Raw genomic sequence first — 24,222 nt, 5'->3', positions numbered from 1 at the left:
TCGATGACGACGCAGCGACTACACCCCCGCGTGCGGATCGTCTGGATGATCCGTGCCGTCATCGTCGCGGCCTTCCTGACCGCCCCCGTTGCCGGAGCGTTTTATTTCGGCTACGTTCCCGAGTGGGTCCCGATCGTTGTCGGCGCGACGTTCGCCGTACTCGGCGTCGTCCACGCGGTCCTCCGCTATCGCCGCTGGAGCTACGAGATCCGTGAGGACGCGCTCTACCTCGATCGCGGCGTGATCACGCAGGTTCGGACCACGGTGCCGCTCGTTCGCATCCAACACGTGGACTCGCGACGCGGCCCCGTCGAACGAGGAGTCGGACTCGCTTCCTGTGTCGTCTATACCGCCGGATCGCGAGGGGCCGACGTGCGGATCCCGGGGTTGACGCCGGACGGTGCGAGCGACCTCCGTGAGGAACTGAAACGGCTGGCGATCCGTGCCGACGGGGAGGACGCGGTGTGAAACTCGCGCCGCAGTCGATCCCGTATCGGGCGTTCCAGCGGGTCGTCGGGATCGTGATCCTGCTGTTCTTCCTCGCATCGGCCAACGACTGGGGACTGCTGATCGGGGGAGCGGTCGCCGCCGCCGTCCTGCTCGTCTCCGTCGGCTACGAGGTCGCGTACTACCGCCGGTTCGAGTACGAACTCACCGACGACACGCTGGACATCTCCTCGGGCGTGATCTCCCGGCGGGAACGCGAGATCCCGTACCGGCGGATCCAGAACGTCGACGTAAGCCGAAGCGTGATCCAGCGAGCTATCGGCGTCGCTGCGGTCGATCTCGAGACCGCCGGCGGTTCCAGCACGGAGGGATCGATCCGGTTCGTCACCCCCGAGGAGGCCACCCGACTCCAGCGTGAGGTCCAGCGGCGGAAGTCCGATGCCTCTCCGGCGACGGGAACCGACGAGAACGGGGACCCGGTCGGCCCGACCGAGGAGGACCTGTTCGCTATCTCGCCGCGCGAACTCGCCTTGGTCGGTGCCCTCTCCTTCGACGGACGGCTCATCGGACTGCTCGCCTTTTTAGGGTCCGGGTCGTTCCCCGTGCTCTCCGGATTCCTTCCGGACACCTCCGCGGCGGTACTCACGGCGTTCGCCATCGTCGCCGTCGGAGTCCTCTTCCTCGTCTCGTGGGTGATCGGGGCGGGACTCGCGTTCTCGAACTACTACGGCTTCAGGCTCTCACGTGCGGGCAACGAGCTTCGGTACGAACGCGGACTGTTCCGCCGGTACAGCGGATCGATCCCGACCGAAAAGGTCCAGACGCTAACCATCTCCGACAACCCGGCCAAGCGTGCCCTCGGGTATGCCAGCCTCTCCATCGAGACGGCCGGCTACGCACCGGGGCAGGGCGGCGACTACGGGAGTCAGGCGGCCGTTCCGATCGCGTCGACCGATCGCGTGTACGAACTGGCGCGCGAGGTCGAATCGTTCGGCGAGCCGTCTTTCAGCCGCCCTCCGAAGCGGATCCGGTGGCGGTACGTCTTCCGCTACGCCATGATGGTCGGGGTTCTGGCTGCGATCGCGTTCGCGGTCGACTGGTACGTCGTCCCCGACGTGCCGTGGGTCGCCCCGCTCGGGTTGCTGCTCGTGGTCCCCGTTGCGGCACACTTGAAATGGAAACATCGCGGCTACTGGCTGGCCGAGGACCACTTACTGACCCGGAACGGCTTCTGGAGTCGAGAAGTGAAGGCGGTGCCGTACTACCGGATCCAGAACGTCATCGACAGTCGGACGATATTCCAGCGGCGCTGGAACGTCGCCACGATCGTCGCCGACACTGCCGGAACGGGGTCGCTCGTCGGCAGCGACGCCGCTGCCATCGACTTCGATATCGACGAGGCGATCGAACTTCGCGACGAACTCAGGACGCGACTTCAGGACGCGCTGTCGGAGCGTCGAGCGCGACGAACCGCGTTCGAGTGGTTCGAGGGAGACGTCGGCGAGCGGCCCGTCGACGATCGCGACGACGAGGACGGTTCCGCCGCTGACGACGACTCGCCCGCTCCTGCCGCCGCCGACGACTCGCCCGCTCCTGCCGCCGACGACGACTCAGTAGCGGGTGTGGACGACTCGGTGACGGACGCGGACGAAGGGATCGATCCCCCCGAGGACGGGGTCGTTCGTCCGGACTTCTCGACGTCGACGCGGGATTACTCCGAACCGGCCGAGCGGGTCGATACCGGCGAGTACGCGGTCGACCGGTTCCCCTCCGACGCCGACGTCGCTCACCGTCCGGAGGTGGACGAGAATGACGGCGACTCGGCCGAGGACGACGAGAGCGAGACATATAAAAGGGAAGGACCCTCCGGAAACGAGGACGACGAGGGTACCGATCCCTCCGAAAACGGTCGGGAAGACGACGAGCGATAGACGCGGATCCTCGGTCGATACCGGACGCACACACTTCACGCAAGCGTTCGCGGTTTACTTATAAACCCTAGGATCGGGCCGTACGTCCACTTATAAAACCTGTATACTCAATCCACTTCCGGGATCTCACTCGTCGAGCAACTGTTGTGCGATCGTGTTCCGTAGCACTTCGCTCGTTCCCTCGTAGATCTCCGAGAGCTTGGCGTCGCGGTAGAACCGCTCGGCCGGGAAGTCCTTCGTGTAGCCGTAGCCACCGTGGATCTGGATCCCCTCGTTCGCGACTTCACGGGAGATCTCCGAGGCGTAAAGCTTCGCCTGTGCTGCCTCCTTGATGAACTCCTCGTCGCGCTCTTTTAAATCAGCTGCCTCGTGCATCAGTAGTTCGGCCGCCCGGACCTTCGTGTCCATGTCCGCGAGCTTGTGCTGGATCGCCTGGAAGTCGGCGATCGGACCCCCAAACTGCTCGCGTTCGGTCGCGTACTCCGCGGCGGCGTCGAGCGCGGCTCGCGCGATCCCGACCGACCGTGCCGCGATCGTGATCCGGCCGCCGTTCAGCGTCTTCAGCGCCTGAACGAACCCCTCCCCGGGCTCGCCGATCAGCCTGCCCTCCGGAACCCACATGTCGTCGAAGCGGAGCTCCGCGGTCGGACAGCCCTTGTCGCCGAGTTTCTCCTCCGTTCCCTCTACAATGAAACCGTCGTCGGCCTCCGGCCGAACGACGAAAGAGGATATCCCCTTCCGGCCCGCGTCGGGGTCAGTCTTCGCGAACACTGTGACCGTGTCCGCGACGGAGCCGTTGGAGATCCATAGCTTTCCGCCATTGATGACGAATCCGTCCCCGTCGGGCTCCGCGGTCGTCGACATCGCGGGCACGTCAGAGCCTGCCTCCGCCTCCGAGAGTGCGAACGCCCCGATGTCCTCGCCCGTGTTCAACGGCGTGAGGAACCGTTCTTTCTGCGTCTCGTCGCCGAAGGCGTACACCATGTTGCCGGCGAGCGAGGTGTGGGCGGCGACGACGGTGCCGAGCCCGCCGGACCCGCGGGCGATTTCTGAGAGGCCGATCGCATAGCTGTGGTAGTCGAGGCCGGCACCGCCGTACTCCATCGGGAACGGCATCCCCATCAGCCCGAGCTCTGCCATCTCGTCGATCAGGTCGGCGGGGAACTCGTCGGTCTCGTCGATCTCGGCGGCCCGCGGGACGACCTCCTCGTCGACGAACTCCGCGACGGTGTCGCGGATCTGTGTCTGTTCCGCTGAGAGCGTGAAGTCCATGATCGATCGTCCTCTTCGGAGGACTTAGCAGTTTTCACCTCTCACCGCCATCGGACTACGATCTGATCGCGTGACCCGAACGCCATCGGGCCGATCGGTCAGTGCCCCGGGGGCGTCGAGACGTCCGGTTTCGTGTCAGGACGTGCCGCGAGGCTTTTTTATGGGTAGTGCCGTAAGAACGGGTAACTGAATGAGCGGACGAGAACACTATCCCGCTGAGCCCGACCTCTCGTGGTGTCACGAGGCGGTCCAGGGGGTGTCCCGTACCTTCGCGTTGACCGTCGACGTGTTGGAAGAACCGATGGCGTCACAGATATGTCTCGGATACCTCCTTTGCCGTGTCGCCGACACCGTCGAGGACGCGGGTCACATCCCCCCCGAAGAACAGACCGCGGTCCTCGAGACGTACAAGCGAGCGATCGACCCCGAGGAAAACGGCGATGTCGGGGAGTTCCGCGCGGCGGTCGACGAGTGGCTTCCCGCCCCCGAAGACCGCAACGACGACTGGGACGTCGTCGCCGAGTCGCCGACGATCGTCGCGACGTTCGAGGAGCTCGATCCCGAGGCACAGGAGGCCATCGTCCCCCCCGTTATCGAGATGGTGGACGGGATGGCAATGTTCGTCGACCGACACGCCGCGGAGGGCGGTCTCCGTATCGACGACCGTGACGAACTCGAACAGTACTGTTACTACGCTGCGGGCACCGTCGGCAACCTGATCACGAACCTTCTCACGCGCGACGAAGTCGGAGACGAACGGGCTCGGCGGCTACGCGAGACCGCCGAGGAGTTCGGCCTCCTCCTCCAGCTCGTGAACGTCTCGAAGGATGTCTACGACGACTACACCGAGGAGAACAACGTCTATCTCCCCGCGGAGTGGCTGGAGGCCGAGGGCGTCGATCAGGAGTCGGTGATCGACCCCGAGAACCGCGAGTCGTCCGCGCGTGTCGTCGACCGAACCGCACAGTACGCCCGATCGTTCCTCGACGACGCACAGGCGTACCTCGAGACGATGCCGCTCTCACACGGGAACACGATGGAGGCGTGGACGGTCCCGTACCTGCTCGCGGTCGGTACCCTCCGGGAGCTTGGTACTCGCCCCGAGGACGCGTTGACCGAGTCAGGCGTAAAGATCTCTCGACAGGAAGTGTTCGCGGTCATGTCCGTCGCGGGCGAGGCCGGACGCGACTCTCTCGCCGAGCTGCGTGAAACGATCGCTCGAACGCCCTACCACCGAGCCGTCGAACCGGCCGACTGACTGCCCGACCGGATCGTTCTGAGCGTCCGGGTTCGTCGACTTACAGGCGGGCACGCGCCCGCGAAACCGCCGGGACGGAAAGACCGAGCGTGTCCGCGAGCGCCTCAGCCGCGCTCAGAAGCCACTCCGCGCGCTCCACTCGCGAGTCCAAGTCACCGGGACCGATCCGGTAGTTCTCGACCAGCTCCTCGACGGTCGCGCCCCCGATCCACTCGTCGAGGATCCTGGCGGTCTTCACCGACTCCAGCCACTCCTCGAACGACTCGGCCTCGCCCATGGCAGTCGTCAGCTCGGACGCGTTAGCCCGCGCGAACCGGTACATCTCGGCGCGCTCGCGGTTCCCGAGATACGTGTCCTGCATGTCCGGCGTGTCACAGATCACTTCGAAAGCAGTGAGCGTGGTCGCGTCCGCCATGCCGGCCGCCGTTTCGAGCCCCGAAACGATCCGTTCACCCGTCTCCGGGCGCACGTACTGTTTGGAAGTGGTCGATCCTACGGGGGTCGCCACGAGGCGATAGCCGTCCGCGCCGCCGGTCTCACGGCGCACCATTCCGGCATCGACGAGGTCGTCTGCGGCGACGGCAACGGCATCAGCTAATCCGCCGGCTCCGGTTTCACGTGCGTAAAAGGTCCCCTCGAACACGTCGAGGATCTCCGCCTCCGTCTCCGCGAATCCCGTTGCTATCGCCGAGAGGACGTGTGTTCGGAGCGAGGCCGGCTCCGCAAGCGTCGACTCGACGGCCTCAGGGTCGCCGTCGACGTACCGCGCGACCAGCTCGTCACGCGTTCTCTCCTCGCCGACGAGCACCGCCTCGCCGTGCGGGTCGAGACCGGGGCGACCCGCGCGACCACACATCTGTTTGACCTCGAGCGTCGGCACCCACTCCATCGACGACCCGGTGTATCGCTTCTGGTCGCGGACGACGACCCGTCTCGCCGGGACGTTGATCCCCGCCGCAAGCGTCGGGGTGGCACAGATACAGGCGATCGATCGGTCGCGAAACGCCCGCTCGACGGCGCTACGGTGGCCCGCACGGAGTCCGGCATGATGGAAGGCGACTCCGGCTCGGAGATCGTCGGCGAGCCGTTGACCCGTCACCGTTCCGTCGATGTCGGCCACCTCGTCGGCGACCGTTTCGGCAGCCGCCGCAACTCCCATCGTCTCGCCGAGTCCGACGTCCGCGAGTCGGTCGGCGAGTGCGGCCGCCTCCGCCCGCGAGCGCACGAACGCCAGACACTGTCCGCCGTCGGCGACCGCATCGGCGACGAGCGCGACCGCCAGATCCGTCTCGTCCGGCCCGTCACCGTCGTCGTCGTGATCCGCCCGGTTCCCGTCCGTCGTCGGTGGCTCCCCGTCGACATCGACGTGGAGTGCGGTTCCGTCATCAAAGGCCACGTCGCCGTCGACACAGACGCCCGTCCGGAGGTCCACGGGCCGCCACTCCGATTCGATGAGCGTCGCGTCCAGCCAGTCGGCAATGTCCTCCGGATTGTCGACGGTCGCCGAGAGCGCGACGACTTGGAGCTCGGCTATCCGGCGTCGAAGGGTCGCAAGCGTCACTTCGAGCGTCGGCCCCCGACGGTCGGTACCGAGGAGGTGAACCTCGTCGACGACGACACAGGCGAGATCGTCGACCCATTCTGCGCCGTTCCGGATCGCGGAATCGACCTTCTCGCTCGTGGCTACTACCACGTCGTGGCCCGCGAGCTCCTCGCCCGTCGCGTCGAAATCTCCCGTCGCGATCCCGGCGTCAATGCCCGGTAACTCCGCGAACGTCTCGTATTTCTCGCGGGCGAGCGCGCGCAGCGGACAGACGTACAGTCCCGGCCCGTCGGCGGTTAGGAGCGCAATCTCGGCGATGAACGTTTTTCCCGACGCGGTCGGGACGGCGGCGACGACGTTCGAACCCGTACAGACACCTGCCTCGACCGCAGTCGCCTGTGGCGGATACAGCTCGCCGATCCCCTGACCCGTGAAGTGATCGACGAACGGCTCGGAGAGTGGGAGGTCGGAAACGCGCATCCGATCATCGATTCGCCGCGATCGTATTTAAATAGTCGCCGGGATCGGCCCGATCGCGTCACGAGACGCTACTCTTCGGTGTCGAACTCCCGGAACAGTCCCTCGAAGTCGTCATCCTCGGTGACCGCTTCGAGCGACCGGTCGACGTCCGTCCGAAGGCGTTCGATACGCGCAGTGAGTTCCTGGTACTCCTGGTTGTCGGCGAGTTCGCTCGGGCTCTTTTCCGCTTCGAGCATCGCCTTCTTCGAAGTCAACGAGAACAGGTCCTGTACGCCGGCGTCGTACTCGCTCCGTTGGAGCAGACTCTCGACCGTCTCACGGAGCGTGTCGCTGCTAACGGGTTTGACTAGGTAGTCGTCGAACCCCATCGCCAGAATGTCGAAGTCGGGTTCGACGGCCGTCACCATCGCCACGCGACAGTCGATCCCGCGCTCTCGAACCGCCGAAAGAACTTCATCGCCGGAGAGGCCGGGCATCCGCCTGTCGAGAAGGATCGCGTCGACCTCGTCGTCGAGTTCGTCGAGCGTTTCGAGAGCTTCGTGGCCACCGTACGCGGTACGGACCCGGTACTCGTCGCCGAGCCAAGCGGCGTAGAGGTCTGCCAGATCGGCTTCGTCCTCCACCACGAGGACGAGGGGGGGTTGTTCACTCATGGTTCAGCCGAGCGACGAGTTCGCTCACATGTTTCGTCTTTTCGCGTGCTATATTAAAATACCTCTTCCGACGTGGTACCGATTCGACGTCGGACGCAGTTCCGGCCGCGGTGGAGAGTGCCGGTCCGAGGGTCACTCCTGCGGACTATAGTTCGGCGCCTCGTCCGTGATCATCACGTCGTGGGGGTGCCCCTCGGTCTGGCCCGCCGTCGACACGCGAACGAACTCCGCGCGCTCGTGAACGGCCGGGATCGTGTCCGCGCCGACGTAGCCCATGCCCGAGCGCATTCCGCCCGTGAGCTGGTGGAGCTCCGACGCGAGCGTACCCTTGTACGGCGTGGCCGCTTCGACGCCCTCGGGAACGAACTCCTCGTCCTCGTCGTCGTCCTTGAGGTATCGATCGCCGCCGCCGGACTTCATCGCGCCGACGGAGCCCATCCCTCGATACTGCTTGTATTTTTTCCCCTGCATCGTGATGACTCGGCCCGGGGCCTCCTCGGTGCCCGCGAAGTACGAGCCGAGCATCACCGCGTCCGCGCCGGCGGCGATGGCCTTGATCGCGTCGCCGGAGTAGCGGATCCCGCCGTCGGCGATCACGGGGATCCCGTGTTCTGCGGCCACGTCGGCGACCTCGCTCACGGCGGTGATCTGTGGCATCCCCGCGCCGCTGACGACGCGCGTCGTACAGATCGAGCCCGGTCCGATGCCGACCTTCAGGCCGTCGGCGAAGTCGGCCGCGGCCTCGGCCGCTTCCCGAGTTCCGACATTGCCGACGACGACGTCGGCGTCAACGGTCTCCTTGATCGCCTCCGCGGACTCCAAGACGTTGAGATTGTGCGCGTGGGCACAGTCGATGAACAGCACGTCCGCGTCGGCCTCGTCGGCGGCGACGGCCCGCTCCTCCTCGAAGGGGCCGACGGCGACGCCCGCGAGCAGACGCCCGTCCTCGTCGCGTGCGGCCTCCTCGTGTTCGCGCCGCTGGAGGACGCCCTGCATCGTCACGAGGCCAACGAGGTGGTTGTCACCGTCGACAACCGGGACTCGCTCAATCTTGTGGTCGTACATCAGTTCAAGCGCCTCCCGGGCGTCGACCGATTCAGGTGCTGTAATGACTTCGTCGGTCATCGCCTCGCGGACCGCATCCTCTTCACCGACCTCCAGATACGGTCGAATATCAGTTCCGGAGATGATCCCGAGCACGACATCGTCATCGTCGACGACCGGCGCGCCGGAAACGCCTTCGTGTTCCATCAGTTGGTCGGCCTCGCGAACGGTGTCGTCGGGCGAGACGGTCACGACGTTCTCGCGGCGGATCACGAGCTCGTGTGCGCGCTTGACCCGCTCGACCTCCGCGGCCGTCTCCTCGACGGTCATGTTTCGATGGAGGACGCCGAGTCCGCCCTCGCGGGCCATCGCGATCGCGAGTTCGCTTTCGGTGACGGTGTCCATCGCCGCCGAGAGGACGGGAACCGTGAGTCGGACGTTCTTCGAGACGTGCGACGCCAGATCCGCGTCGTCCGGTTCGACGCGGCTCTCTTTCGGTCGTAACAGTACGTCGTCGAACGTTAACGCCTCCGGTACGTCGAGTTTCGCAGAGAAGTCCTTCGCCATATAAACCGTCGTGAGGCGGTGACAAAAAGGGTTGCGAGTCAGCACGGACGTGCGGCCATGTACCAATCAGTACGTCACATATGATCAGGATCGTGGTCGTCGCACCATTCGTGGCGTTGATATTGATGGAGGATCCCCGGGCGGTATGCACGAACGAGCAGCGGAGTTCACGGAGCGGGCGCGGGAGCGCTACGGGATCGAACTCGACGTTTCGGAGTTCGAGTCTGGGACGAAGACCGCGGCGGCCGCCGCGGAGGCGGTCGGTTGTGAGACGGCAGCCATCGCCTCAACGATCGTCGTGTCGCTGTCCGGCGGCGACCGTGACGGTGAGCTCGTCGCCGCGATCACGAGCGGCGCGAACCGGCTCGACCTCGACGCCGCCGCCGAGCAGTTCGGGGTCGAGGAGGCGTCGATGGGCGATCCGGACCGGATCCGCGAGACGATCGGATGGAGCATCGGCGGCGTCCCGCCGATCTGTCACGAGACGGCGGTTCCGGCCCTGATGGATCCCACGCTTCAGGAGTACGAAACGGTGTACGGCGCGGCCGGCACGCCGAATGCCCTGTTCGCGATCGATCCCGACGAGCTCGCGGCACTCGCCGATGCGACGATCATGGACGTGACCGAGACAAATTAATAACACCGCCTGACTTAGAGCGTCGTTAATAATAACCAAAAGAAAGAATATAATAACACTTATTCCCGGTAACGCCGTATGACCGTGTATGGAGAGGGAATCCCGGTTCAACGCATCGCGTCGGCGAGTACTCCTCGGCACTGCTACGCTCGGTACCTTGGCGCTTGCCGGCTGTGCGGACGATGAAGGGGACGAGCCGGACGACGATCACGACGAGGACGATCATGACGACGACGACCACGACGATGACCACGCTGATGATGACCACGACCACGACGGGACCTCGTCGATCGCCGAGTTCGAGCTACTCGATTCCGACGGCGAGGACGTCCTCGCGTGGGTCCACGACGACCACTGGGACGGTGGTCTCCCGACCATCGAGGAGGGCCATAGCCTGACTGTGGAAGCCAATGTGGAGGATGAAGAGGGCCACGCACTGGATCTCGGCGGCGACGCGACCTACGAGATACGAGCGGAGGTCTTGGACGCGGCCGCCGACGGGGTCGTCTCGCTGGATAACCACGGGGACCACGTCGACATCCACGGCGAGGAGGAAGGGGTTACCGAGCTCGAGTTCATGCTCTGGCACGACGACCACGCCGACTACACCACCCCGCCGATCACGGTCCAGGTCGCCCACGATCACGAGGACGGTCACGAACACGGCGATGACGGCGACGTCGACGAACTCGAGATCGTCGATCGCTCGACTGACGAGGTCGTGGCGAACGCCCACGACGGCCACTGGGACGGGTCGCTCCCGGGCGTCTCCGTCGGCGACAACCTCTCGCTCGGCGCGAACTTCTACGACCACGACGGCCACGAGTTCCACCTCGGCGGGGACGAGGAGTACGAGTTCCGCGCGCGCCTTGCCGACGGGGCCGACGAGCTCGTCACCTTCGAGTTCCACGGCGACCACCTCCACGTCGAGGGCGAAGAGGAGGGACATACTGATGTCGTCTTCCAGCTCTGGCACGACGACCACGCCGACTACGAGTCACCGGCGGTCCACCTCGACGTCGTCGCCGACGACGAGGAAGTAGGGTCCGGCGGGTACTGAGCTGTTTTATTAACTTGTAGAACTTATATAACAACCCATTTATTCACACGACACATGAATTCGGATATGACGCTGTCACGTCGAACGCTGCTCAAGACCGGTCTCGGAGCGGCCGGGATGGCGGGCCTCGCGGGCTGCTCCGCGGCTGGGGGATCCGGAGATCCCCGCGGCTACGGGGCGTTCTTCACGCTCTGGGACTGGGGAAACGAGGTCGGTGGCGACGAGTTCCCGCTCGAGAATCCCATCGATGTCGGCGAGATGGGTCACGGGTGGGAGCCCGAGGGCGACCTTCTCCGAAACGTCGCCGGAACGGAGCTGTTCGTCTACCTCGACACGCCCGATTTCTCATGGGCACAGACCGCTGCGGACCAGATCCGGGACGATTACGACGACGTCCACGTCGCTGATGTCATGTCGGGTCTGGAGGGCGATCTGCTTCCGTGGGACGGCGGGGACGACGGGGACGACTCCGACCGAACTCCCGACCGCGACCACGACTGGGATCCCGAGACCGTCGAGGTCGCCGAGTTCGACGTGATCGACCGCCGAACCGGCGATTCAAGCGCGTACTGGCACGGCGGCCACTGGCACGGAGCAGTCCCCGATGTGCCACTGGACGGATCCGTCGTCGTCGAGGGCGTCTTCGAGGACCCGGAGGGGCGTGTTCTCCCGCTCGGCGAGGACGATCCGTTCCAATTCGGCGCACGCTTCTTCAGCGGCGCGACCGAGGACCCCGTTTCCCTCGACACACAGGGGGATCGCGTGGAGATCACTGGAGACGCTCTCGGGCGGACCCAGTTCGTCTTCGAACTCCGCCACGACGGGACGGTGCTCTGGGACACCGAGGCCGACGCGATCAGCGTCTCCGTCGTGGAGGAGCTGGCCGGTGCGACGGAGTTCGTCGATCCGCACGTCTGGGTCGACCCTGTGTTGGCCGGCGAGATGGTCGAGAACATCGCGGACGCGATCGTGGAGGTCGATCCCGACAACGAGGAGACCTACCGTGAGAACGCGGCCGCGTATCGGGAGCGACTCGACGCGGTCCACGAGTCGTTCTCGGAGATGACGGCCTCGGCTGACCGCGACGTCGCGATCCTCGCCGGTCACGACTCGTTCGGGTACTTGGAGGAGCGATACGACTTCGAGCTGTACACTCCGGTCGGCGTCTCGCCGGAGGAGGAGCCGAGCCAGAACGACATCGCCGACGCCATCGAGTTCGTGAACGAGCACGACATCGATGTCGTCCTCTACGACCACTTCGAGTCGCCGAATCTCGCGGAAACCATCGTCGAGAACAGCCAAGCCACGGAGACGGCGACCGTCACGCCCGCAGAGGGAACGACTTCGGAGTGGGCCGATGAGGGATACGGATGGGTCGAACAGATGACGGAAGTAACGCTCCCGTCGTTCGCGCGAGCGTTGGGTGCGGAGTGAATCGGCGGATTAGTCGGCGGCCGGCGGACGGATCATCCCCGTCGACCTCCAGTGGGACAGTGTGTCGTACGGTCGCCGGCGGACCTAAAGAGGTAAGTCACGACGCTTCCAAGCGGGGTCGTATCCAGTGACCCCCGTCGTCGAGCTCGATTCCGTTTCGTTCGCGTACGGCGACTCGGTCGCCGTGAGAGATGTCTCACTAACGATCGAGGCGGGTGACTTCCTCGGACTCGTCGGTCCCAACGGCTCCGGGAAGACGACGCTGCTCCATCTCATGTTGGGCCTTCACACGCCGGACGAGGGAACGATCCGACTGTTCGGCCGGCCGGTCGAGGAGTTCGATGCGGGCGGCCGCGTCGGCTACGTCTCCCAGCAGGCGACGAACCGTGGCGGCACGATGCCCGTGACGGTCCGCGAGTGCGTCACAATGGGGCGGTTCGCCCACGTGGGGCACGGCCGACTTACGGAGGCGGATCGGGACGCGGTCGCGAACGCGATGGAGACGGTTGGAATCGTCAACCTCGCGGACCGGCTGATGACGGAACTCTCGGGCGGGCAGAAACAGCGGGCGTACATTGCCCGTGCGCTCGCGTCCGAGGCCGACCTGCTCGCGCTCGACGAGCCGACCGTCGGCGTCGACGCGGAGTCACGGGACGCGTTCTACGCACTTCTCGACGGTCTGAACGACGAGGGTATCACAATCGTCCTCATCGAACACGACATCGGCGTCGTCACCGATCGTGCCGACCACGTGGCGTGTATCAACACGGAGCTGTTCCACCACGGGGACACGGAGTCGTTCGTCGAGAGCGACGCTCTGGAAGACGCCTACGGCGCGACCGGACAGGTCGTCCACCACCATCACCCATGAGCGGGGCGGACGGCGCTCACTCCGAGTCCGACACGCGAGTGGCGAATCCCGCGACGCCGGCCCGTGATTCACGCCATCTCGTCGAGTTGGCCGGCGTCGGGATGACCGCGCTCCTTGCCGCCGTAATGGTCGCGTTTCTCGTCCTCTACTGGGCGCAGGACCTCCCGGTCGCGAGCGGGCTGTACGACGCCTTCCGCTCGTTCGGCCGGGACATGGACGCGGTGCTCGGTACGAACGTATTCCAGCACCCGTTCATGTGGCAGTCGATCGCCACCGGCGTGTTGATCGGCGTGGTCGCCCCCCTCGTCGGGTCGTTCCTCGTCCATCGCGAGATGGCGCTGATCGGCGAGACGCTCGCGCACACCGCCTTCGCCGGGGTCGCGCTCGGGTTCCTCGTCAACGCGACCACCGCGTGGGACGGGCCGGTGTTGGTCGTCGCGCTGGCGGTCGGAATACTCGGCGCGCTCGGCGTCCAGTGGCTCACCGCGCGGACGAACACGTACGGCGACGTTCCCATCGCGATCATGCTCAGCGGGAGTTTCGCGATCGGGACGCTGATCGTCAGCTACGGTCGGGGACTCACCGGGATCAACATCGAGGGCTACCTCTTCGGGAACATCGCGGTGGTGACCGTCGAGGGCGCGCGGCTGATGGGGGCGCTGTCGATCCTCGTCGTCGGCGCGGTCGCGTTCACCTACAAACAGCTGTTGTTCATCACCTTCGACGAGCAGGCGGCCCGGGTCGCGCAGTTGAACGTCACCGGGTACAACACGCTGCTCATCGTGTTGACGGCGGTCGTCGTCGTCGGTGCGATGCAGGTGCTCGGCGTCATCCTCGTCGCGGCGATGCTCGTCGTCCCCGTCGCCGCCGCCTCGCAGGTCGCCCGTAGCTTCCGGGAGACGACGTACCTCTCCGTGATCTTCGGCCAGCTGTCGGTCATCGGTGGGTTCGCCTTCTCGATCAGTCAGGGGCTCCCCTCAGGCGGCTCCATCGTCGTCGTCGCCATCGCGATATATCTGGCTGCGATCGCCGTCTCCGGGTTCTCGGTGAAAGCGATCTCGACGCGCGGGTGACCGCTGATACCGACGGCGCGGTGACGGGGCGGCCGCCGCACCCGGTTTCCACAGACCCTTATGTCGCGGCCGCGACGATCGGATATGGGAGACACAGAGACCTACACGGTCAGCGGTCCCGACGGCGACGAGGAGTCCTTCGAACTGCCTGCCGGCCTCGTCGACGTCCTCAGCGAGCAGGGCGAGCCGTCGACCCGCGTCGTCACCGACGTCGTCGTCCAGGCGATGGCACAGCAGGCACACGTGATCGCCCACCACAGCGAGGGTGAGGTACCCGAGGACATCGCCGAGATGAACGAGACGGCCGCCGAGTTATTCGAGGAGCGCTTCGGACAGTCGCTCGAGGACGCGCTCGGCCACTCGCACTGACTCGCGGTCCCGACACACCCACACGCCGACCGTCCGACCTTTTTATACCGATTCCGTTCCGGTGAAACCCTCAAAAGTCCGTTTGGCGTCGGTCTGGATCAGTGAACTGCGTCGCCGCTCGACTCCGAGTGTGCGTTTCGTACGGCGTTGCGTTGGTTGTTTATAAGCGATCGAGTGGTGTTGCGAGCGGCTGTTTATAAACGGTCGAGTAGGTGGTGAACGACTCCAACGCACCAGTCGTTCTTCACCGACTGGCTATCCTGCTACCTTCGCGGCACTCAGCCGAGCACGACGACGTCGACGTCGTGTGTCTCGGTTCGTTCGTCGCTTTCGGCATCCGCTCGACGGACACTCGAGTCGCGCCGGCGGCCGATCGGGATCGAGACCGTTCCACCGACGGCTTGGCGGACCTGCTCGCGCCACGTCTCGACCGCCTCAGCGTGTCGCTTTCGCCGCGTTTCGAGGTCCGAACCGGGGCGCTCCGCGGTCGTGTCGTCGACCTCGGGGTACGCCGGGATCGTCTCGACGAGCTCGCGGGGATCGAGGTGGATCGGCCCCGACGAGCCGTTTTCGTCCCCGCCGGCTATCCCCGACCCGCCCTGCTTCGCCGTCTCGACGCGGTGGATCCGCGCGCGCATTCGTCCGGCGTACGGCGGCGTCACCCGGAGCACTACGGTTCGGTCGCTCCGCAGAGTCGCCTCCAGCGCGTTCGCGACGTCCTCGCGGTGGACCGCCACGGACCGGATCCGGGTCGGATCGGTTTCGGGTCCCGGCTCCCCCGTCATCGACGGATCACTCCTCCCCCGGCGACCACCGGGCGTCCGAGAGCGTTCGCTGGACCGCCTCTTCGCCGACGGCGGCCGCGAGGTGTTCGAAGCCGCCGCGGACGCTGCGGTCGGTCGCGTTGGCGACGAGCCGCGAAACGATGAACTCCGGCGTCGACTTGCCGAGCGTCCCGAACCGCGGCTGGTAGTCGACGCGCAGTTCGAGGTCGTTCGTGAGTCCCTCGGCGAAGATGCCGTCTATCCGCGCGGTGTCCGGTAGCGGACTGAGATCCTCAGCGAGGTGCGTGACGTACACGCCGAGTGCCCCGCGGTCGACGGTGAGATCGACGAGCCCGTTCAGGAGGTCCGCGGCCCGGCCAGGCTCCGTGATCGCCTCGAACTCGTCGACTAACATTAGCGTCCGACCCTCCTCGACGAGCGGGGGGACGACCGACCGCAGCGTCGACTCCAGCACGCCGGCATTAAAGGAGGCGTGCCGCCGGTGGAACACGATCCGGTCGAACGTTCCCACCTCGGCCTCGTCGGCCGGGACCGGGAGTCCCATCGACGCGAGTAGCGTCACCGCACAGACGGTCTCCAAGAGGGTCGTCTTCCCGCCGGAGTTGGCCCCCGTAAGCACGCTCACCCGGTCACCCGAGGGCGGCCGTTCCGAGTCAGCCCTTCCGCCTCCAGTTCGCCCGGCTCCATCCCAGCCGTCCGCGTCGAGCGCGTGCTCGCCGACCGCGTACGACACCGGCTGGACCGGCTCGTCGATGAACGGGTTTCGGGCGTTCCGGACGGCGACGCCGTCGTCGACGAGCCGCGGCCGGACCATCCGTCTCTCGGCCGCGAACCGCCCGAGCGAGAGGTCGACCGCCACGTCCGAGACGGTCTCGACCGCGCGGGCGACGTCGCCGTCGGCGTCGCCGATCCGGTCGCGAAGGTCGGCGGCCACGGTCGCCTCGCGTTCCTCGACGGCGGTCTCCAGCTCCTCGACGAGCCCCCGGAGGGTCGCGGAGACGAAGTCGGCCGCGTCGAGCGCGTCGTCCGGTACGACCCCGCGGACCGTTGCGGGCTCGACGCCGGTCTCGGTCGCGACGTGGTCGACGGTGGCCGATTTCAGCGCTTCGAAGTCTCGAAGCGACCCGTCTCGAACGGCTTCCAGTACGTCGAAGGCGGCGTCCGAAAGCTCGCGTGCCGCGTCGAGACGTTCGCGCCGGCGATCAAGTTCGTCGTCGGCACCGGACGCCACCGTTACGTCGTCGCCGTCGATCGACCCCCGAACGTCGCCGAGGGCCTCGGCGGCCTCCCGGAGCCTGTCGTCGTCGAGCGCGTCGAGGGCGTCGAACGTCTCGCCGGTGAGCCCGACCGCTCGGAGCGCGAGTGCGGTCTCGACGGCCGCGCGGTCGGTACCGCCCGCGGCGTCGTACTCCGCGAACGCCTCCTCGACGCGCTCGCGGTCCGCGTCGCTCAGCCCGGACCACGCGTCGCGGGCGGCGACGACACGGTCGAGCCGCTCCTCGACCTCCGGGCGGTCGAGATACGGCGTGAGCACGCGGATCCGGTCCGCGGCGTGGTCGGTGAGAGCGTAGCCGGCCGCGAGCGTCAACAGGTCGTCGTACACCGCGCGCGTGTCGCTCGTCGCGAGGACGTCCATCGCCGCCGCGCCGTTCGCGCGCCGGAGGATCCGAGTCGCGCGTCCGCGATGGAGTCCGGCGTCGACGAGTGCGCGCACGTCGGCCGACTCGATCGCCTCGACCGCCCGCTCGGTCCCGAGTTCGGCCGTCAACAGCTCGCTCGTCTTCGGGCCGATCCCCCAGTAGTCCTCGAGTCGCATATGTCGGTGTGTCGGCGCGGCGGCTTGGTGTTTTCGTCCCGACCGCTCTCTCCGTCAGTCTGCGGTCGCCGCCGCGCCCGACTCCACGCGTGACTCACGGAGGTATCCCTGTAGATACGCGCCGAGGAACATCCCGGCGACCCCGTAAAGGATGACGACGTTGCCGATCCCGAGGCTGGCGTACGCCGCGCCCGGGCAGATACCGGAGAGTCCCCAACCGACGCCGAACACGCCGCCGCCGACGATCACGTCCCGGTCCATCGATTTGAGTCGCCGCCCGAACCGTTTGCCGGTCAGTGGTGCGCTTCGACCCGACAGCGTGAGCGCCCAAAAGGTCACCCCGACGACGACGCTCGCGCCGCCCATCACGAACGCCAGTCCGAGATCGCGGAACTGGAGGAACTCTAAGACGATCTCGGGACGGGCCATCTGGCTTACCGCGAGACCGACCCCGAACACCGCGCCGCCGATGAAGACGAGCGGGAGGAACAGGGGATGGCTCTCGTGGTCGGCGACGACGCCGGCACCGCTCATGGCGTCACCCCCGCGGCCATGACCAACTGTGCGACGCCGATGGCGACGAGCATGAATATCCCCACGTTGAGTATCGACGTCCGAGACCCGGAGCCGACGCCACAGACGCCGTGGCCGGAGGTACATCCCTTTCCGAGTCGCGTCCCGATCCCGATGAGGATCCCGCCGACGAACAGCCGCCACGGCTGGACTTCCGTCGTCCATCCGAAGTCGCCGAGAGCGATCGAGTAGCCGGCCGCGCCGGCGACGATGCCGAGCGTGAACACGACCCGCCAGTCACGCGAGGAGACGAATCTTGGCCGTTGGAAGCGTTTGAGCTTCGAGGCGTACGACAGCGTCGATTCGAGGAACGTGCTCGCGCCGGCGTGTATCCCGGTGCCGAGGTAGATGATGACTGTCCCGAGTCCGATGAGGATCCCTCCCAGCAGGTACTGGGTGATGCCCCGCGGGAACAGGGCATCGACGAGCAGGACGGGTTCGTTCATACCGTTCGTGAGCGACGCGGCGGCCTAAACCTCCCGCTCCCGGACCGGAATTGCCGGTCTCCCGGATCCGATCCGCAATGCGCGACCTCGGTCAGTCGACCGTCGTCCGTGCTTTCGGCTGACCGTCATCCATGCTTTCGGCTGACCGTCGTCCGCACTCTCGATCACTTATCGTCCACGGCGCTCCCAAACCGGTCGGTCGTCCTCGCGTGAGTCGGCTCCCCTCGGATCGGAGCCGTCGGAGGAGTTCTCGATGCGGACGCGCTCGCGCAGCGCCGGGAGGAACTCCTCGGGATCGACCCGGATGAGCGTCTCGTCGAGCGCCCGGAGTCTGTTGTTCGGTCGACCCTTATTTATCGGGACTCTAATCGATTCGATGATGCCTCGGTTCTCAAGAGCTCTTCGAGCGTCGCTGAAACGCTGTTTCTCGACAATATCGACGTCATCGGCCCACTCCCGAACGTCGGTGAACAGGTGGTCGTGACGGGCTGCCAGCGCGACGAACAGCGTCCGATCGTCTATTACGTCCGATCGGTCGAGACACGCCGGGTCAAGGTCGATCGAGTCGAGGACAGTCGCGAGGTCGTCCGCGAAGCGGTCATCGAGCGTCTCGCCGGCCGCCGCGAGTAACTCGGTTCGGCCGGGCATCCGGATCGAGGTCGGGTCCGCGCGCCCGAACCGTCGGGTAGCGGTCCCGTGGGCGGCGGCTGCTCGATCCGGTTGCGTTTCAGTAACCAGCGTCCGACGATCGGGAGGACCCGCGAGCGCGTCGACCCGGTCGGGCGTCGCGAACAGCGGTCGATCGGGACGAGATCCGCTCGCCGTTCGGATGTCGATCTCGTCTCGACTGCGGGCCTCAACGACCGCCGTGCCGAGCGCGAAGGTCCGGCCGAGTTCGTCGACGACGCCAGGCGGACAGGCGATCCGCCACCGACCGCCGTCCGTGCGACGGCGAGCCGAGACGACGGCGGGGAGCAGATCGAGACCGACGCCGACGGCGACGAGATCGGGTCGCCCGGCGAGCGTGTCCTCGATATTCTCCTCGACAGGGACTGACATACACGAACTGGCGGTCGGTACCGGATGAACGTTACGGCGCTCGCGCTATCACGAGATAGCCTGTGTGACCGACGCCACCGGTGGAGGGACGAGAGCCGCGGTCGGAGAAGTCCATCTCGCGCTGGATCGTTTCCAGCGTCTCGACCTCCGTTAGTCCGGCTTCCCGAGCCGCCAGAACCACCTCACGAGTCCCCTCGACGAACGGCGAGTAGACGGCGAGATGGCCGCCGGACACGAGGAGATCGGTCGCCCTCTCGACGACCGCGGGCGCGTCGCCCGTATCGAGCGTGAGAACGTCGAACGGGTCGCTCTCCGCCAACGTGTCCAGCTCCTCGGTGAGATCGCCGGTTCGGACCTCGACGTGCTCGTCGACCCCGGCAACCGTCATGTTCTCACGGGCGACGGCGGCGAACTCGGCGTCTATCTCGTAGGTTGTCACGTCCGCGCCGACCCGACCGAGGTGTGCCGAGAGGATCCCGGTTCCGGTTCCAGCGTCGAGCACGCGGTCCCCGGCACTCACGCCGGTAAGTCCCATTACGAGCCCGATATCCCGCGGCATCATCGGCGCGCCGGTCCGCTCGAGGTGGTCGAACAGGTCCGGACCGCGGAGCTCGCGAACCTCGAAGACGGTGCCGAGATGCGTCTCGACGCTGTCCCCGGCGGCGACGTCCTCAGGGATATCCAGCACGCCGAGGTCGGTGCCGAACTCCGTTCCGGGTTCGAGGAGGTACTCGCGGTTCCCGTGGACCAGCAGATACGCGGCGTCAGTCACTCGAGTTCCGCGATGGCGGCCGCAAGGTCGCCGTCATGGGATTCGAGCGTCTCTCGGGCCGTCGACTTCGGAACGCCGGCGCGCTCGGCGACGAGCGCGACATCCTCGTCGGGGATCCCGTCGTCATCCGCGGGATCGGCACCGGACGCCGTGGCGTCGTCGCCGGCGGCACCACTCTCGATCGCGTCGGCAGCTCCGCCGGCACCAGCGTCGGCGACCTCCTCGGGTTCGCCGACGATCTGGTAGGTCTGCTGGCCCTGCGCGTCCATCTTGGTTACCTGCGGGCCATCGAAGACGAGGTCGCCGTCGGCCGTCTCGACGACGACTCGCTCGGCGTCGAGCTCCTCGACGTCGATCCCCATCTGTTTCATCATCTGTTTCATCTTCCGCGGGTTCATACCGCCTCCTCCGAACATACCCGGGGTTTCGGCCGCGCGATACAAAAAGGGTGACGACACGCGTCGTCAACGGGCGTCCCGCCACTCGTCGATCCGCGTCGTCCCGGACGGATGGTTTGATGTCGTCTCCCGACCGATAGTCTCCCATGTACCTCGCGGACCACACTTGGCCGGACCTTCGTGACCGCCTCACCGAGGAGTCGACCGCGATCGTCCCGCTCGGATCGACGGAACAGCACGGCCCGCATCTCCCTCTCGCGACCGACCACCTGATCGCCGAGGCGCTCGCGACCGCCGCGGCCGAGGAGACGGGGATCCCCCGAACGCCGACCGTCGACATCGGCGTCAGCCCGCACCATCGACAGTTCCCGGGAACGCTATGGGTCGACCCGCCGGCGTTCCGCGACTACGTCGAGAGTTTCACGCGCAACCTCACGTACCACGGGATCGATCGCGTCGTGTACGTCAACGCCCACGGCGGCAACGTCTCACACCTCCGGGAGGTGGGCCGACGGCTCCACGAGGACGGGACCGCGTACGCGATAGAATGGATGTGGGACGAGTCGATCCCCGAACTCGTCGACGACCTCTTCGAACACAACGGCCCGCACGCCGGCCCGAAGGAAACCGCGATGATCACGCACATCGCGCGCGAGTTGGTCGATACGGAGCAGTTCGAGAACGCCCGTGACGGCGGTCTCGTCGATCTGGCGGACTCCGATGCGGTCGTCCACGGCGCGCGGACCTACTACGATGCGATCGACAACTCCGCGAACGGAGCGTTCGGTGACCCGACCGACGTGACCCCTGAAAAGGGCGAGCGGCTGTTCGACGCCGCGACCGACCAGTTGGTCCAACTCGTCGAGTGGCTCGACGCGCACGAACTCGAAACGCTGCTGCCGGAGCCGCGCGTCGACTGACGAGTACAGATCGGGCGTATCGAGGCCGTCAGAGTATAAAAAAAACCCGCTAGCGACGCCGTTCGATACTCACGCCGGTCGTCGATCGGGATCCGGAATTCACTGAAGGAGCGTTGAGATCCGGAACGCTCGCCACAGTTGGACGACCGTCACGGCCGCGAACACCGCGAGCGACCCGCTGGTCCAGAGTATCGGGTCGATCGCACTAATAAGGGGAGCGTCGAGCTGGGCGGCCAACACGACGAGCAGCGTCACGACGCCGAGCACTTGGTACAGCTCCGTCCACGTGACGCCGTAGCCGGAGATGACTTCCATGTAGCGTCCCACGTCGCGCGCCCCGCGACACGTCCGGACTTCCTTGCGCGTCCGGTCGTATTCGACGACGCCCAGCTCGTGGAGTCGCGGGAGGTGCGTCTGGTGGAGCGAGGCGTACACGCTCTCGCGGACGCAGGCGGGTGCCGGACTCGTTCCGGTCTCGGCGGCGGCTATCGCCTCTGAGAGCTCCCGGACGGTGACCGTCCCGCCGCGGGTCCGCAGCTCGCGGAGCGCGTTCTTTCGGCGGCTGTTCGAGAGGAGATCGTGGATGACGGTCTCCGGGAGCGTTTCGGATCGGATCTGCATTGAGCGGTATAACACCTCGATACCGGGAGCCACGACTGGAGGGGAGATATCTATGTACCGCGTACTGGTATGTGTCATGATACCACGCCTGTGCTTGAGTCGCCGGTAGCTCTCCCCACGCGATCCGGTAGGGTGGCTCGGACGACACGACAGGCACACCCACACGCGAGCGGTATGGGTCGCGAACCGCGGCGGTAGGCGACACCCCCTCGGGCAGTACCGGTCCCCATCCGGATCGGGAACGTGGGATCTGATCGCTCGAAAACACCCGTTTCAGTCCGAACGTGTCGTTAGTCTCGTCGATGGCGGCGTTAGGATCCGACGTGTCGAGTCGTAACTATCCCCCCTTCCGCTAAGGAGGGGGTACTGGCAGTACCGCCAGCGACCATCATGACTAACGACGACACCACTTCGGACTTCGGACTCTCGCGGCGACAGATGCTCGGCGGACTCGGCATCGTGGGCGTGGCCTCCGCGGGTGCGGGACTCGGAACGACGGCGTATTTCAGTGACGAGGAAAGCTTCGAGGAGAACACTCTCACGGCGGGCGAGCTCGATCTGTTCGTTCACGTCGACTACTCGGAGGACCAGGGCTCGTTCGCACAGTATTCCACTCCCGCAGGTACGTTCATCAACGGCGGTTTGGCCGGTGTGAACGGTGAGGATACCAGCGGAGTCGTCCCCGGCGAACCGCTCAGCATCCACGTAGAGGACCTGAAGCCCGGCGACTCCGGCGAGGGGGAGTTCTGTTTCTCCATCGTCGACAACCCCGCGTACATGTGGATGTGCGGGGAGTTGACCGCGAACGACCAGAACGGAACGAACGACCCCGAGGAGGCCGCCCTCGATGAGCTGTTCGGCGAGATTCCGGAGGACGGCCAGCTCGCGGACGCGATGGAGATCACCGTGTCGTACTGCGACGAGGACGGAAACACCGGCGCGGAGATCATCTCCGGCTCGCTCGCTGAGGTAATGGCAGCGCTCCAGACCGGCGTTTCACTCTACGGCGACGGCAACCCGGACCAGCCCGTGGCGAACCGCCCCGCTTTCGACGGCGTCGAAGAGCCGTTCGTTGACGGTGAACCGAACGTTCACGAGACGTGCGTCTGCTTCGAGTGGGAGGTTCCCACGACGGTCGGCAACGAGATCCAGTCAGACTCCGTCGATTTCAACTTCGAGTTCTACGCGGAACAGGAGCGCCACAACGACGGGACGAACAACCCGTGTGCGGACGAGTCGTACGCGGCGGACTACGTCAACCGCGACGGCATCAGCCAGCCCATTCCGGACGGCATCGCCCGCGTAGACGTCTCCTACGGCGACGAGCAGGTCCTCTACGGGATCACCTTCGACGAACCCGCCGGGAGTCAGTACAGCCTCGCCGACCCGAACTTCGCGGCCGCCAACTTCTCGATGCCGTTCGACCTCGACGACAGCGGCAACTACGACTACCAGGTCGCCTGGAACGCAGAGGGCGGGGATGACTTCCTCTACTCCGAGGTGGACGGCACACCCAACTGGGAGAAGGACGTTGGACCGTGGTCGCCGGTTCCGTCGACGATCACTGCCGTTAAATTCGGTTCTCAGGCGGTCATCGCCGTCCCGCGATCCGACCTCGAAACCGGCGGCAACGACTACGTCTTCGGCTTTGGCGCGAGTGCCGGTGGTGAAGCGCCGTCCGTCGGTATCCCCGTTGGCGGCCCCTACAACGCCAATGACAACTTCACCAGTAGCCAGAGCGGGCAGAGCGCGACGCTCCAGTAGCCTCGCCTGACCGAGTTCGGTGGCGCGTCATCGCCGAACTCACCTTCCCACAGTGGCGTCCGACGGTTCGACTCCGTCGGTGGGAGTTCCCCACAGGGGATGATACACAATGGAAGACACAAACATCGGACTCTCGCGGCGTAAAGTGCTGGTCGGACTCGGGGCAGTCGGCGTTGCCTCCGCGGGTGCGGGACTCGGAACGACGGCGTTCTTCAGCGACGAGGAGTCGTTCCAGGACAACACGATCACGGCCGGGCAGTTCGAGCTACACGTCACCCAGTCGACGCACATGGTCGACCAAGACGGGATCGGCCCGGACGAGGGGAGGTTCGACGAGATGCTGGCGGCCGCCCAAGCGGAGGACGAAACGGTCGAAGTCCTCGACGGGTTCCTCGACATCGAGGACGCGAAGCCCGGCGACTCCTACAA

General features: G+C 66.1%; 23 protein-coding genes and 1 pseudogene. 12 read left to right on the top strand and 12 right to left on the bottom strand.

All coding sequences use genetic code 11. The annotated features are described in order from the left end of the window. Positions 1-3: 3 nt before the first annotated feature. Both J2751_RS05300 and J2751_RS05295 read left to right on the top strand, forming a co-directional pair. Positions 4-468, top strand: coding sequence for a PH domain-containing protein (locus J2751_RS05300; protein ID WP_209483893.1), 465 nt, complete (start codon positions 4-6; stop codon positions 466-468). Continuing rightward, positions 465-2,378 (top strand): PH domain-containing protein, encoded by a 1,914-nt coding sequence (locus J2751_RS05295; protein ID WP_209483891.1) that lies wholly within the window; start codon positions 465-467, stop codon positions 2,376-2,378. The genes J2751_RS05300 and J2751_RS05295 overlap by 4 nt, the downstream gene beginning before the upstream one ends. Before the next feature lie 126 nt (positions 2,379-2,504). Here J2751_RS05295 and J2751_RS05290 read toward each other — a convergent pair whose 3' ends face one another. Continuing rightward, positions 2,505-3,650, bottom strand: a complete 1,146-nt coding sequence (locus tag J2751_RS05290; protein WP_209483889.1) for an acyl-CoA dehydrogenase family protein — start codon at positions 3,648-3,650, stop codon at positions 2,505-2,507. A 190-nt stretch (positions 3,651-3,840) separates the two neighbouring features. On the opposite strand from J2751_RS05290, the gene J2751_RS05285 reads away from it, so the two are divergent. Beyond that, entirely contained in the window at positions 3,841-4,908 is a 1,068-nt protein-coding gene (locus tag J2751_RS05285) for a phytoene/squalene synthase family protein (RefSeq protein WP_209483887.1), read from the top strand. Positions 4,909-4,948: 40 nt separating this feature from the next. Here J2751_RS05285 and J2751_RS05280 read toward each other — a convergent pair whose 3' ends face one another. The 3 genes from J2751_RS05280 to guaB all read right to left on the bottom strand — a co-directional run bounded on the left by J2751_RS05280 (position 4,949) and on the right by guaB (position 9,195). After that, positions 4,949-6,931 carry a DEAD/DEAH box helicase gene (locus J2751_RS05280; protein ID WP_209483885.1) on the bottom strand — a complete coding sequence of 661 codons (1,983 nt, stop codon included), beginning with the start codon at positions 6,929-6,931 and terminating at the stop codon, positions 4,949-4,951. Between the two features lie 68 nt (positions 6,932-6,999). After that, on the bottom strand, positions 7,000-7,584 hold the full coding sequence (locus J2751_RS05275) for a response regulator transcription factor (RefSeq protein WP_209483883.1): 585 nt from the start codon (positions 7,582-7,584) through the stop codon (positions 7,000-7,002). 132 nt (positions 7,585-7,716) lie between these two features. Further along, the gene (gene guaB, locus J2751_RS05270; RefSeq protein WP_209483881.1) at positions 7,717-9,195 is read right to left on the bottom strand and encodes an IMP dehydrogenase; all 1,479 of its coding nucleotides are present in this window, start codon (positions 9,193-9,195) and stop codon (positions 7,717-7,719) included. Positions 9,196-9,340: 145 nt separating this feature from the next. Here guaB and J2751_RS05265 point away from each other — a divergent pair, with 145 nt between their 5' ends. From J2751_RS05265 to J2751_RS05240, 6 genes are all read left to right on the top strand, one after another. After that, entirely contained in the window at positions 9,341-9,832 is a 492-nt protein-coding gene (locus J2751_RS05265; RefSeq protein WP_209483878.1) for a YbaK/EbsC family protein, read from the top strand. A gap of 88 nt (positions 9,833-9,920) precedes the next feature. Further along, positions 9,921-10,892, top strand: a complete 972-nt coding sequence (locus tag J2751_RS05260) for a hypothetical protein (RefSeq protein WP_209483876.1) — start codon at positions 9,921-9,923, stop codon at positions 10,890-10,892. 66 nt (positions 10,893-10,958) lie between these two features. Next, complete coding sequence (locus tag J2751_RS05255) at positions 10,959-12,326, top strand: metal ABC transporter solute-binding protein, Zn/Mn family (RefSeq protein ID WP_209483874.1); 1,368 nt, start codon at positions 10,959-10,961, stop codon at positions 12,324-12,326. Between the two features lie 127 nt (positions 12,327-12,453). Then, positions 12,454-13,197 carry a metal ABC transporter ATP-binding protein gene (locus J2751_RS05250; RefSeq protein ID WP_209483872.1) on the top strand — a complete coding sequence of 248 codons (744 nt, stop codon included), beginning with the start codon at positions 12,454-12,456 and terminating at the stop codon, positions 13,195-13,197. Next, positions 13,194-14,270, top strand: coding sequence for a metal ABC transporter permease (locus J2751_RS05245; protein WP_209483870.1), 1,077 nt, complete (start codon positions 13,194-13,196; stop codon positions 14,268-14,270). The genes J2751_RS05250 and J2751_RS05245 overlap by 4 nt, the downstream gene beginning before the upstream one ends. An 84-nt stretch (positions 14,271-14,354) precedes the next feature. After that, positions 14,355-14,639 carry a DUF7545 family protein gene (locus J2751_RS05240; RefSeq protein ID WP_209483868.1) on the top strand — a complete coding sequence of 95 codons (285 nt, stop codon included), beginning with the start codon at positions 14,355-14,357 and terminating at the stop codon, positions 14,637-14,639. A 278-nt stretch (positions 14,640-14,917) separates the two neighbouring features. On the opposite strand, the gene J2751_RS05235 is transcribed toward J2751_RS05240, so the two are convergent. The 7 genes from J2751_RS05235 to J2751_RS05205 form a co-directional block, all read right to left on the bottom strand. Beyond that, positions 14,918-15,424 carry a hypothetical protein gene (locus J2751_RS05235; protein ID WP_209483866.1) on the bottom strand — a complete coding sequence of 169 codons (507 nt, stop codon included), beginning with the start codon at positions 15,422-15,424 and terminating at the stop codon, positions 14,918-14,920. A gap of 7 nt (positions 15,425-15,431) precedes the next feature. Further along, a complete protein-coding gene (locus J2751_RS05230; protein WP_209483864.1) occupies positions 15,432-17,240 on the bottom strand; it encodes a MutS-related protein in 1,809 nt (602 codons plus the stop codon). Positions 17,241-17,294: 54 nt separating this feature from the next. Continuing rightward, positions 17,295-17,774 (bottom strand): DUF6691 family protein, encoded by a 480-nt coding sequence (locus J2751_RS05225; RefSeq protein WP_209483862.1) that lies wholly within the window; start codon positions 17,772-17,774, stop codon positions 17,295-17,297. Beyond that, entirely contained in the window at positions 17,771-18,259 is a 489-nt protein-coding gene (locus J2751_RS05220) for a YeeE/YedE family protein (RefSeq protein ID WP_209483860.1), read from the bottom strand. The genes J2751_RS05225 and J2751_RS05220 overlap by 4 nt, the downstream gene beginning before the upstream one ends. A gap of 168 nt (positions 18,260-18,427) precedes the next feature. Further along, positions 18,428-19,318: a transcriptional regulator TbsP domain-containing protein gene (locus J2751_RS05215; protein ID WP_209483857.1), complete on the bottom strand. Its 891-nt coding sequence runs from the start codon at positions 19,316-19,318 to the stop codon at positions 18,428-18,430. Between the two features lie 31 nt (positions 19,319-19,349). Beyond that, positions 19,350-20,090, bottom strand: a complete 741-nt coding sequence (locus J2751_RS05210) for a methyltransferase domain-containing protein (RefSeq protein WP_209483856.1) — start codon at positions 20,088-20,090, stop codon at positions 19,350-19,352. Next, positions 20,087-20,506 carry a nascent polypeptide-associated complex protein gene (locus J2751_RS05205; protein ID WP_209483854.1) on the bottom strand — a complete coding sequence of 140 codons (420 nt, stop codon included), beginning with the start codon at positions 20,504-20,506 and terminating at the stop codon, positions 20,087-20,089. The genes J2751_RS05210 and J2751_RS05205 overlap by 4 nt, the downstream gene beginning before the upstream one ends. 128 nt (positions 20,507-20,634) lie before the next feature. On the opposite strand from J2751_RS05205, the gene J2751_RS05200 reads away from it, so the two are divergent. Further along, positions 20,635-21,408, top strand: coding sequence for a creatininase family protein (locus J2751_RS05200; protein ID WP_209483852.1), 774 nt, complete (start codon positions 20,635-20,637; stop codon positions 21,406-21,408). Between the two features lie 99 nt (positions 21,409-21,507). On the opposite strand, the gene J2751_RS05195 is transcribed toward J2751_RS05200, so the two are convergent. After that, positions 21,508-22,029: a DUF7344 domain-containing protein gene (locus J2751_RS05195; RefSeq protein WP_209483850.1), complete on the bottom strand. Its 522-nt coding sequence runs from the start codon at positions 22,027-22,029 to the stop codon at positions 21,508-21,510. 390 nt (positions 22,030-22,419) lie between these two features. Between J2751_RS05195 and J2751_RS05190 the strand changes: the two genes are divergently transcribed. After that, the gene (locus J2751_RS05190; protein WP_245202631.1) at positions 22,420-23,793 is read left to right on the top strand and encodes a SipW-dependent-type signal peptide-containing protein; all 1,374 of its coding nucleotides are present in this window, start codon (positions 22,420-22,422) and stop codon (positions 23,791-23,793) included. A 109-nt stretch (positions 23,794-23,902) separates the two neighbouring features. Continuing rightward, positions 23,903-24,056: pseudogene (locus J2751_RS15860) on the top strand (SipW-dependent-type signal peptide-containing protein); the annotation flags it as partial. Positions 24,057-24,222 lie beyond the last annotated feature (166 nt).

Origin of the sequence: Halorubrum alkaliphilum (assembly GCF_017873815.1) — an archaeon.
Taxonomy (GTDB): domain Archaea; phylum Halobacteriota; class Halobacteria; order Halobacteriales; family Haloferacaceae; genus Halorubrum; species Halorubrum alkaliphilum.
The sequence above is the reverse complement of the archived record's forward strand: the minus strand, read 5'-3'. Positions and strand labels throughout refer to the sequence as shown.

Excerpts from the sequence above, each read along its gene's own strand:
- J2751_RS05300 (WP_209483893.1), top strand. The coding sequence starts at position 4 with ATGACGACGCAGCGACTACACCCCCGCGTGCGGATCGTCTGGATGATC.
- J2751_RS05290 (WP_209483889.1), bottom strand. The coding sequence starts at position 3,650 with ATGGACTTCACGCTCTCAGCGGAACAGACACAGATCCGCGACACCGTC.
- J2751_RS05285 (WP_209483887.1), top strand. The coding sequence starts at position 3,841 with ATGAGCGGACGAGAACACTATCCCGCTGAGCCCGACCTCTCGTGGTGT.
- J2751_RS05280 (WP_209483885.1), bottom strand. The coding sequence starts at position 6,931 with ATGCGCGTTTCCGACCTCCCACTCTCCGAGCCGTTCGTCGATCACTTC.
- J2751_RS05275 (WP_209483883.1), bottom strand. The coding sequence starts at position 7,584 with ATGAGTGAACAACCCCCCCTCGTCCTCGTGGTGGAGGACGAAGCCGAT.
- guaB (WP_209483881.1), bottom strand. The coding sequence starts at position 9,195 with ATGGCGAAGGACTTCTCTGCGAAACTCGACGTACCGGAGGCGTTAACG.
- J2751_RS05265 (WP_209483878.1), top strand. The coding sequence starts at position 9,341 with ATGCACGAACGAGCAGCGGAGTTCACGGAGCGGGCGCGGGAGCGCTAC.
- J2751_RS05260 (WP_209483876.1), top strand. The coding sequence starts at position 9,921 with ATGGAGAGGGAATCCCGGTTCAACGCATCGCGTCGGCGAGTACTCCTC.
- J2751_RS05255 (WP_209483874.1), top strand. The coding sequence starts at position 10,959 with ATGACGCTGTCACGTCGAACGCTGCTCAAGACCGGTCTCGGAGCGGCC.
- J2751_RS05245 (WP_209483870.1), top strand. The coding sequence starts at position 13,194 with ATGAGCGGGGCGGACGGCGCTCACTCCGAGTCCGACACGCGAGTGGCG.
- J2751_RS05240 (WP_209483868.1), top strand. The coding sequence starts at position 14,355 with ATGGGAGACACAGAGACCTACACGGTCAGCGGTCCCGACGGCGACGAG.
- J2751_RS05235 (WP_209483866.1), bottom strand. The coding sequence starts at position 15,424 with ATGACGGGGGAGCCGGGACCCGAAACCGATCCGACCCGGATCCGGTCC.
- J2751_RS05230 (WP_209483864.1), bottom strand. The coding sequence starts at position 17,240 with ATGCGACTCGAGGACTACTGGGGGATCGGCCCGAAGACGAGCGAGCTG.
- J2751_RS05225 (WP_209483862.1), bottom strand. The coding sequence starts at position 17,774 with ATGAGCGGTGCCGGCGTCGTCGCCGACCACGAGAGCCATCCCCTGTTC.
- J2751_RS05220 (WP_209483860.1), bottom strand. The coding sequence starts at position 18,259 with ATGAACGAACCCGTCCTGCTCGTCGATGCCCTGTTCCCGCGGGGCATC.
- J2751_RS05215 (WP_209483857.1), bottom strand. The coding sequence starts at position 19,318 with ATGTCAGTCCCTGTCGAGGAGAATATCGAGGACACGCTCGCCGGGCGA.
- J2751_RS05205 (WP_209483854.1), bottom strand. The coding sequence starts at position 20,506 with ATGTTCGGAGGAGGCGGTATGAACCCGCGGAAGATGAAACAGATGATG.
- J2751_RS05200 (WP_209483852.1), top strand. The coding sequence starts at position 20,635 with ATGTACCTCGCGGACCACACTTGGCCGGACCTTCGTGACCGCCTCACC.
- J2751_RS05195 (WP_209483850.1), bottom strand. The coding sequence starts at position 22,029 with ATGCAGATCCGATCCGAAACGCTCCCGGAGACCGTCATCCACGATCTC.
- J2751_RS05190 (WP_245202631.1), top strand. The coding sequence starts at position 22,420 with ATGACTAACGACGACACCACTTCGGACTTCGGACTCTCGCGGCGACAG.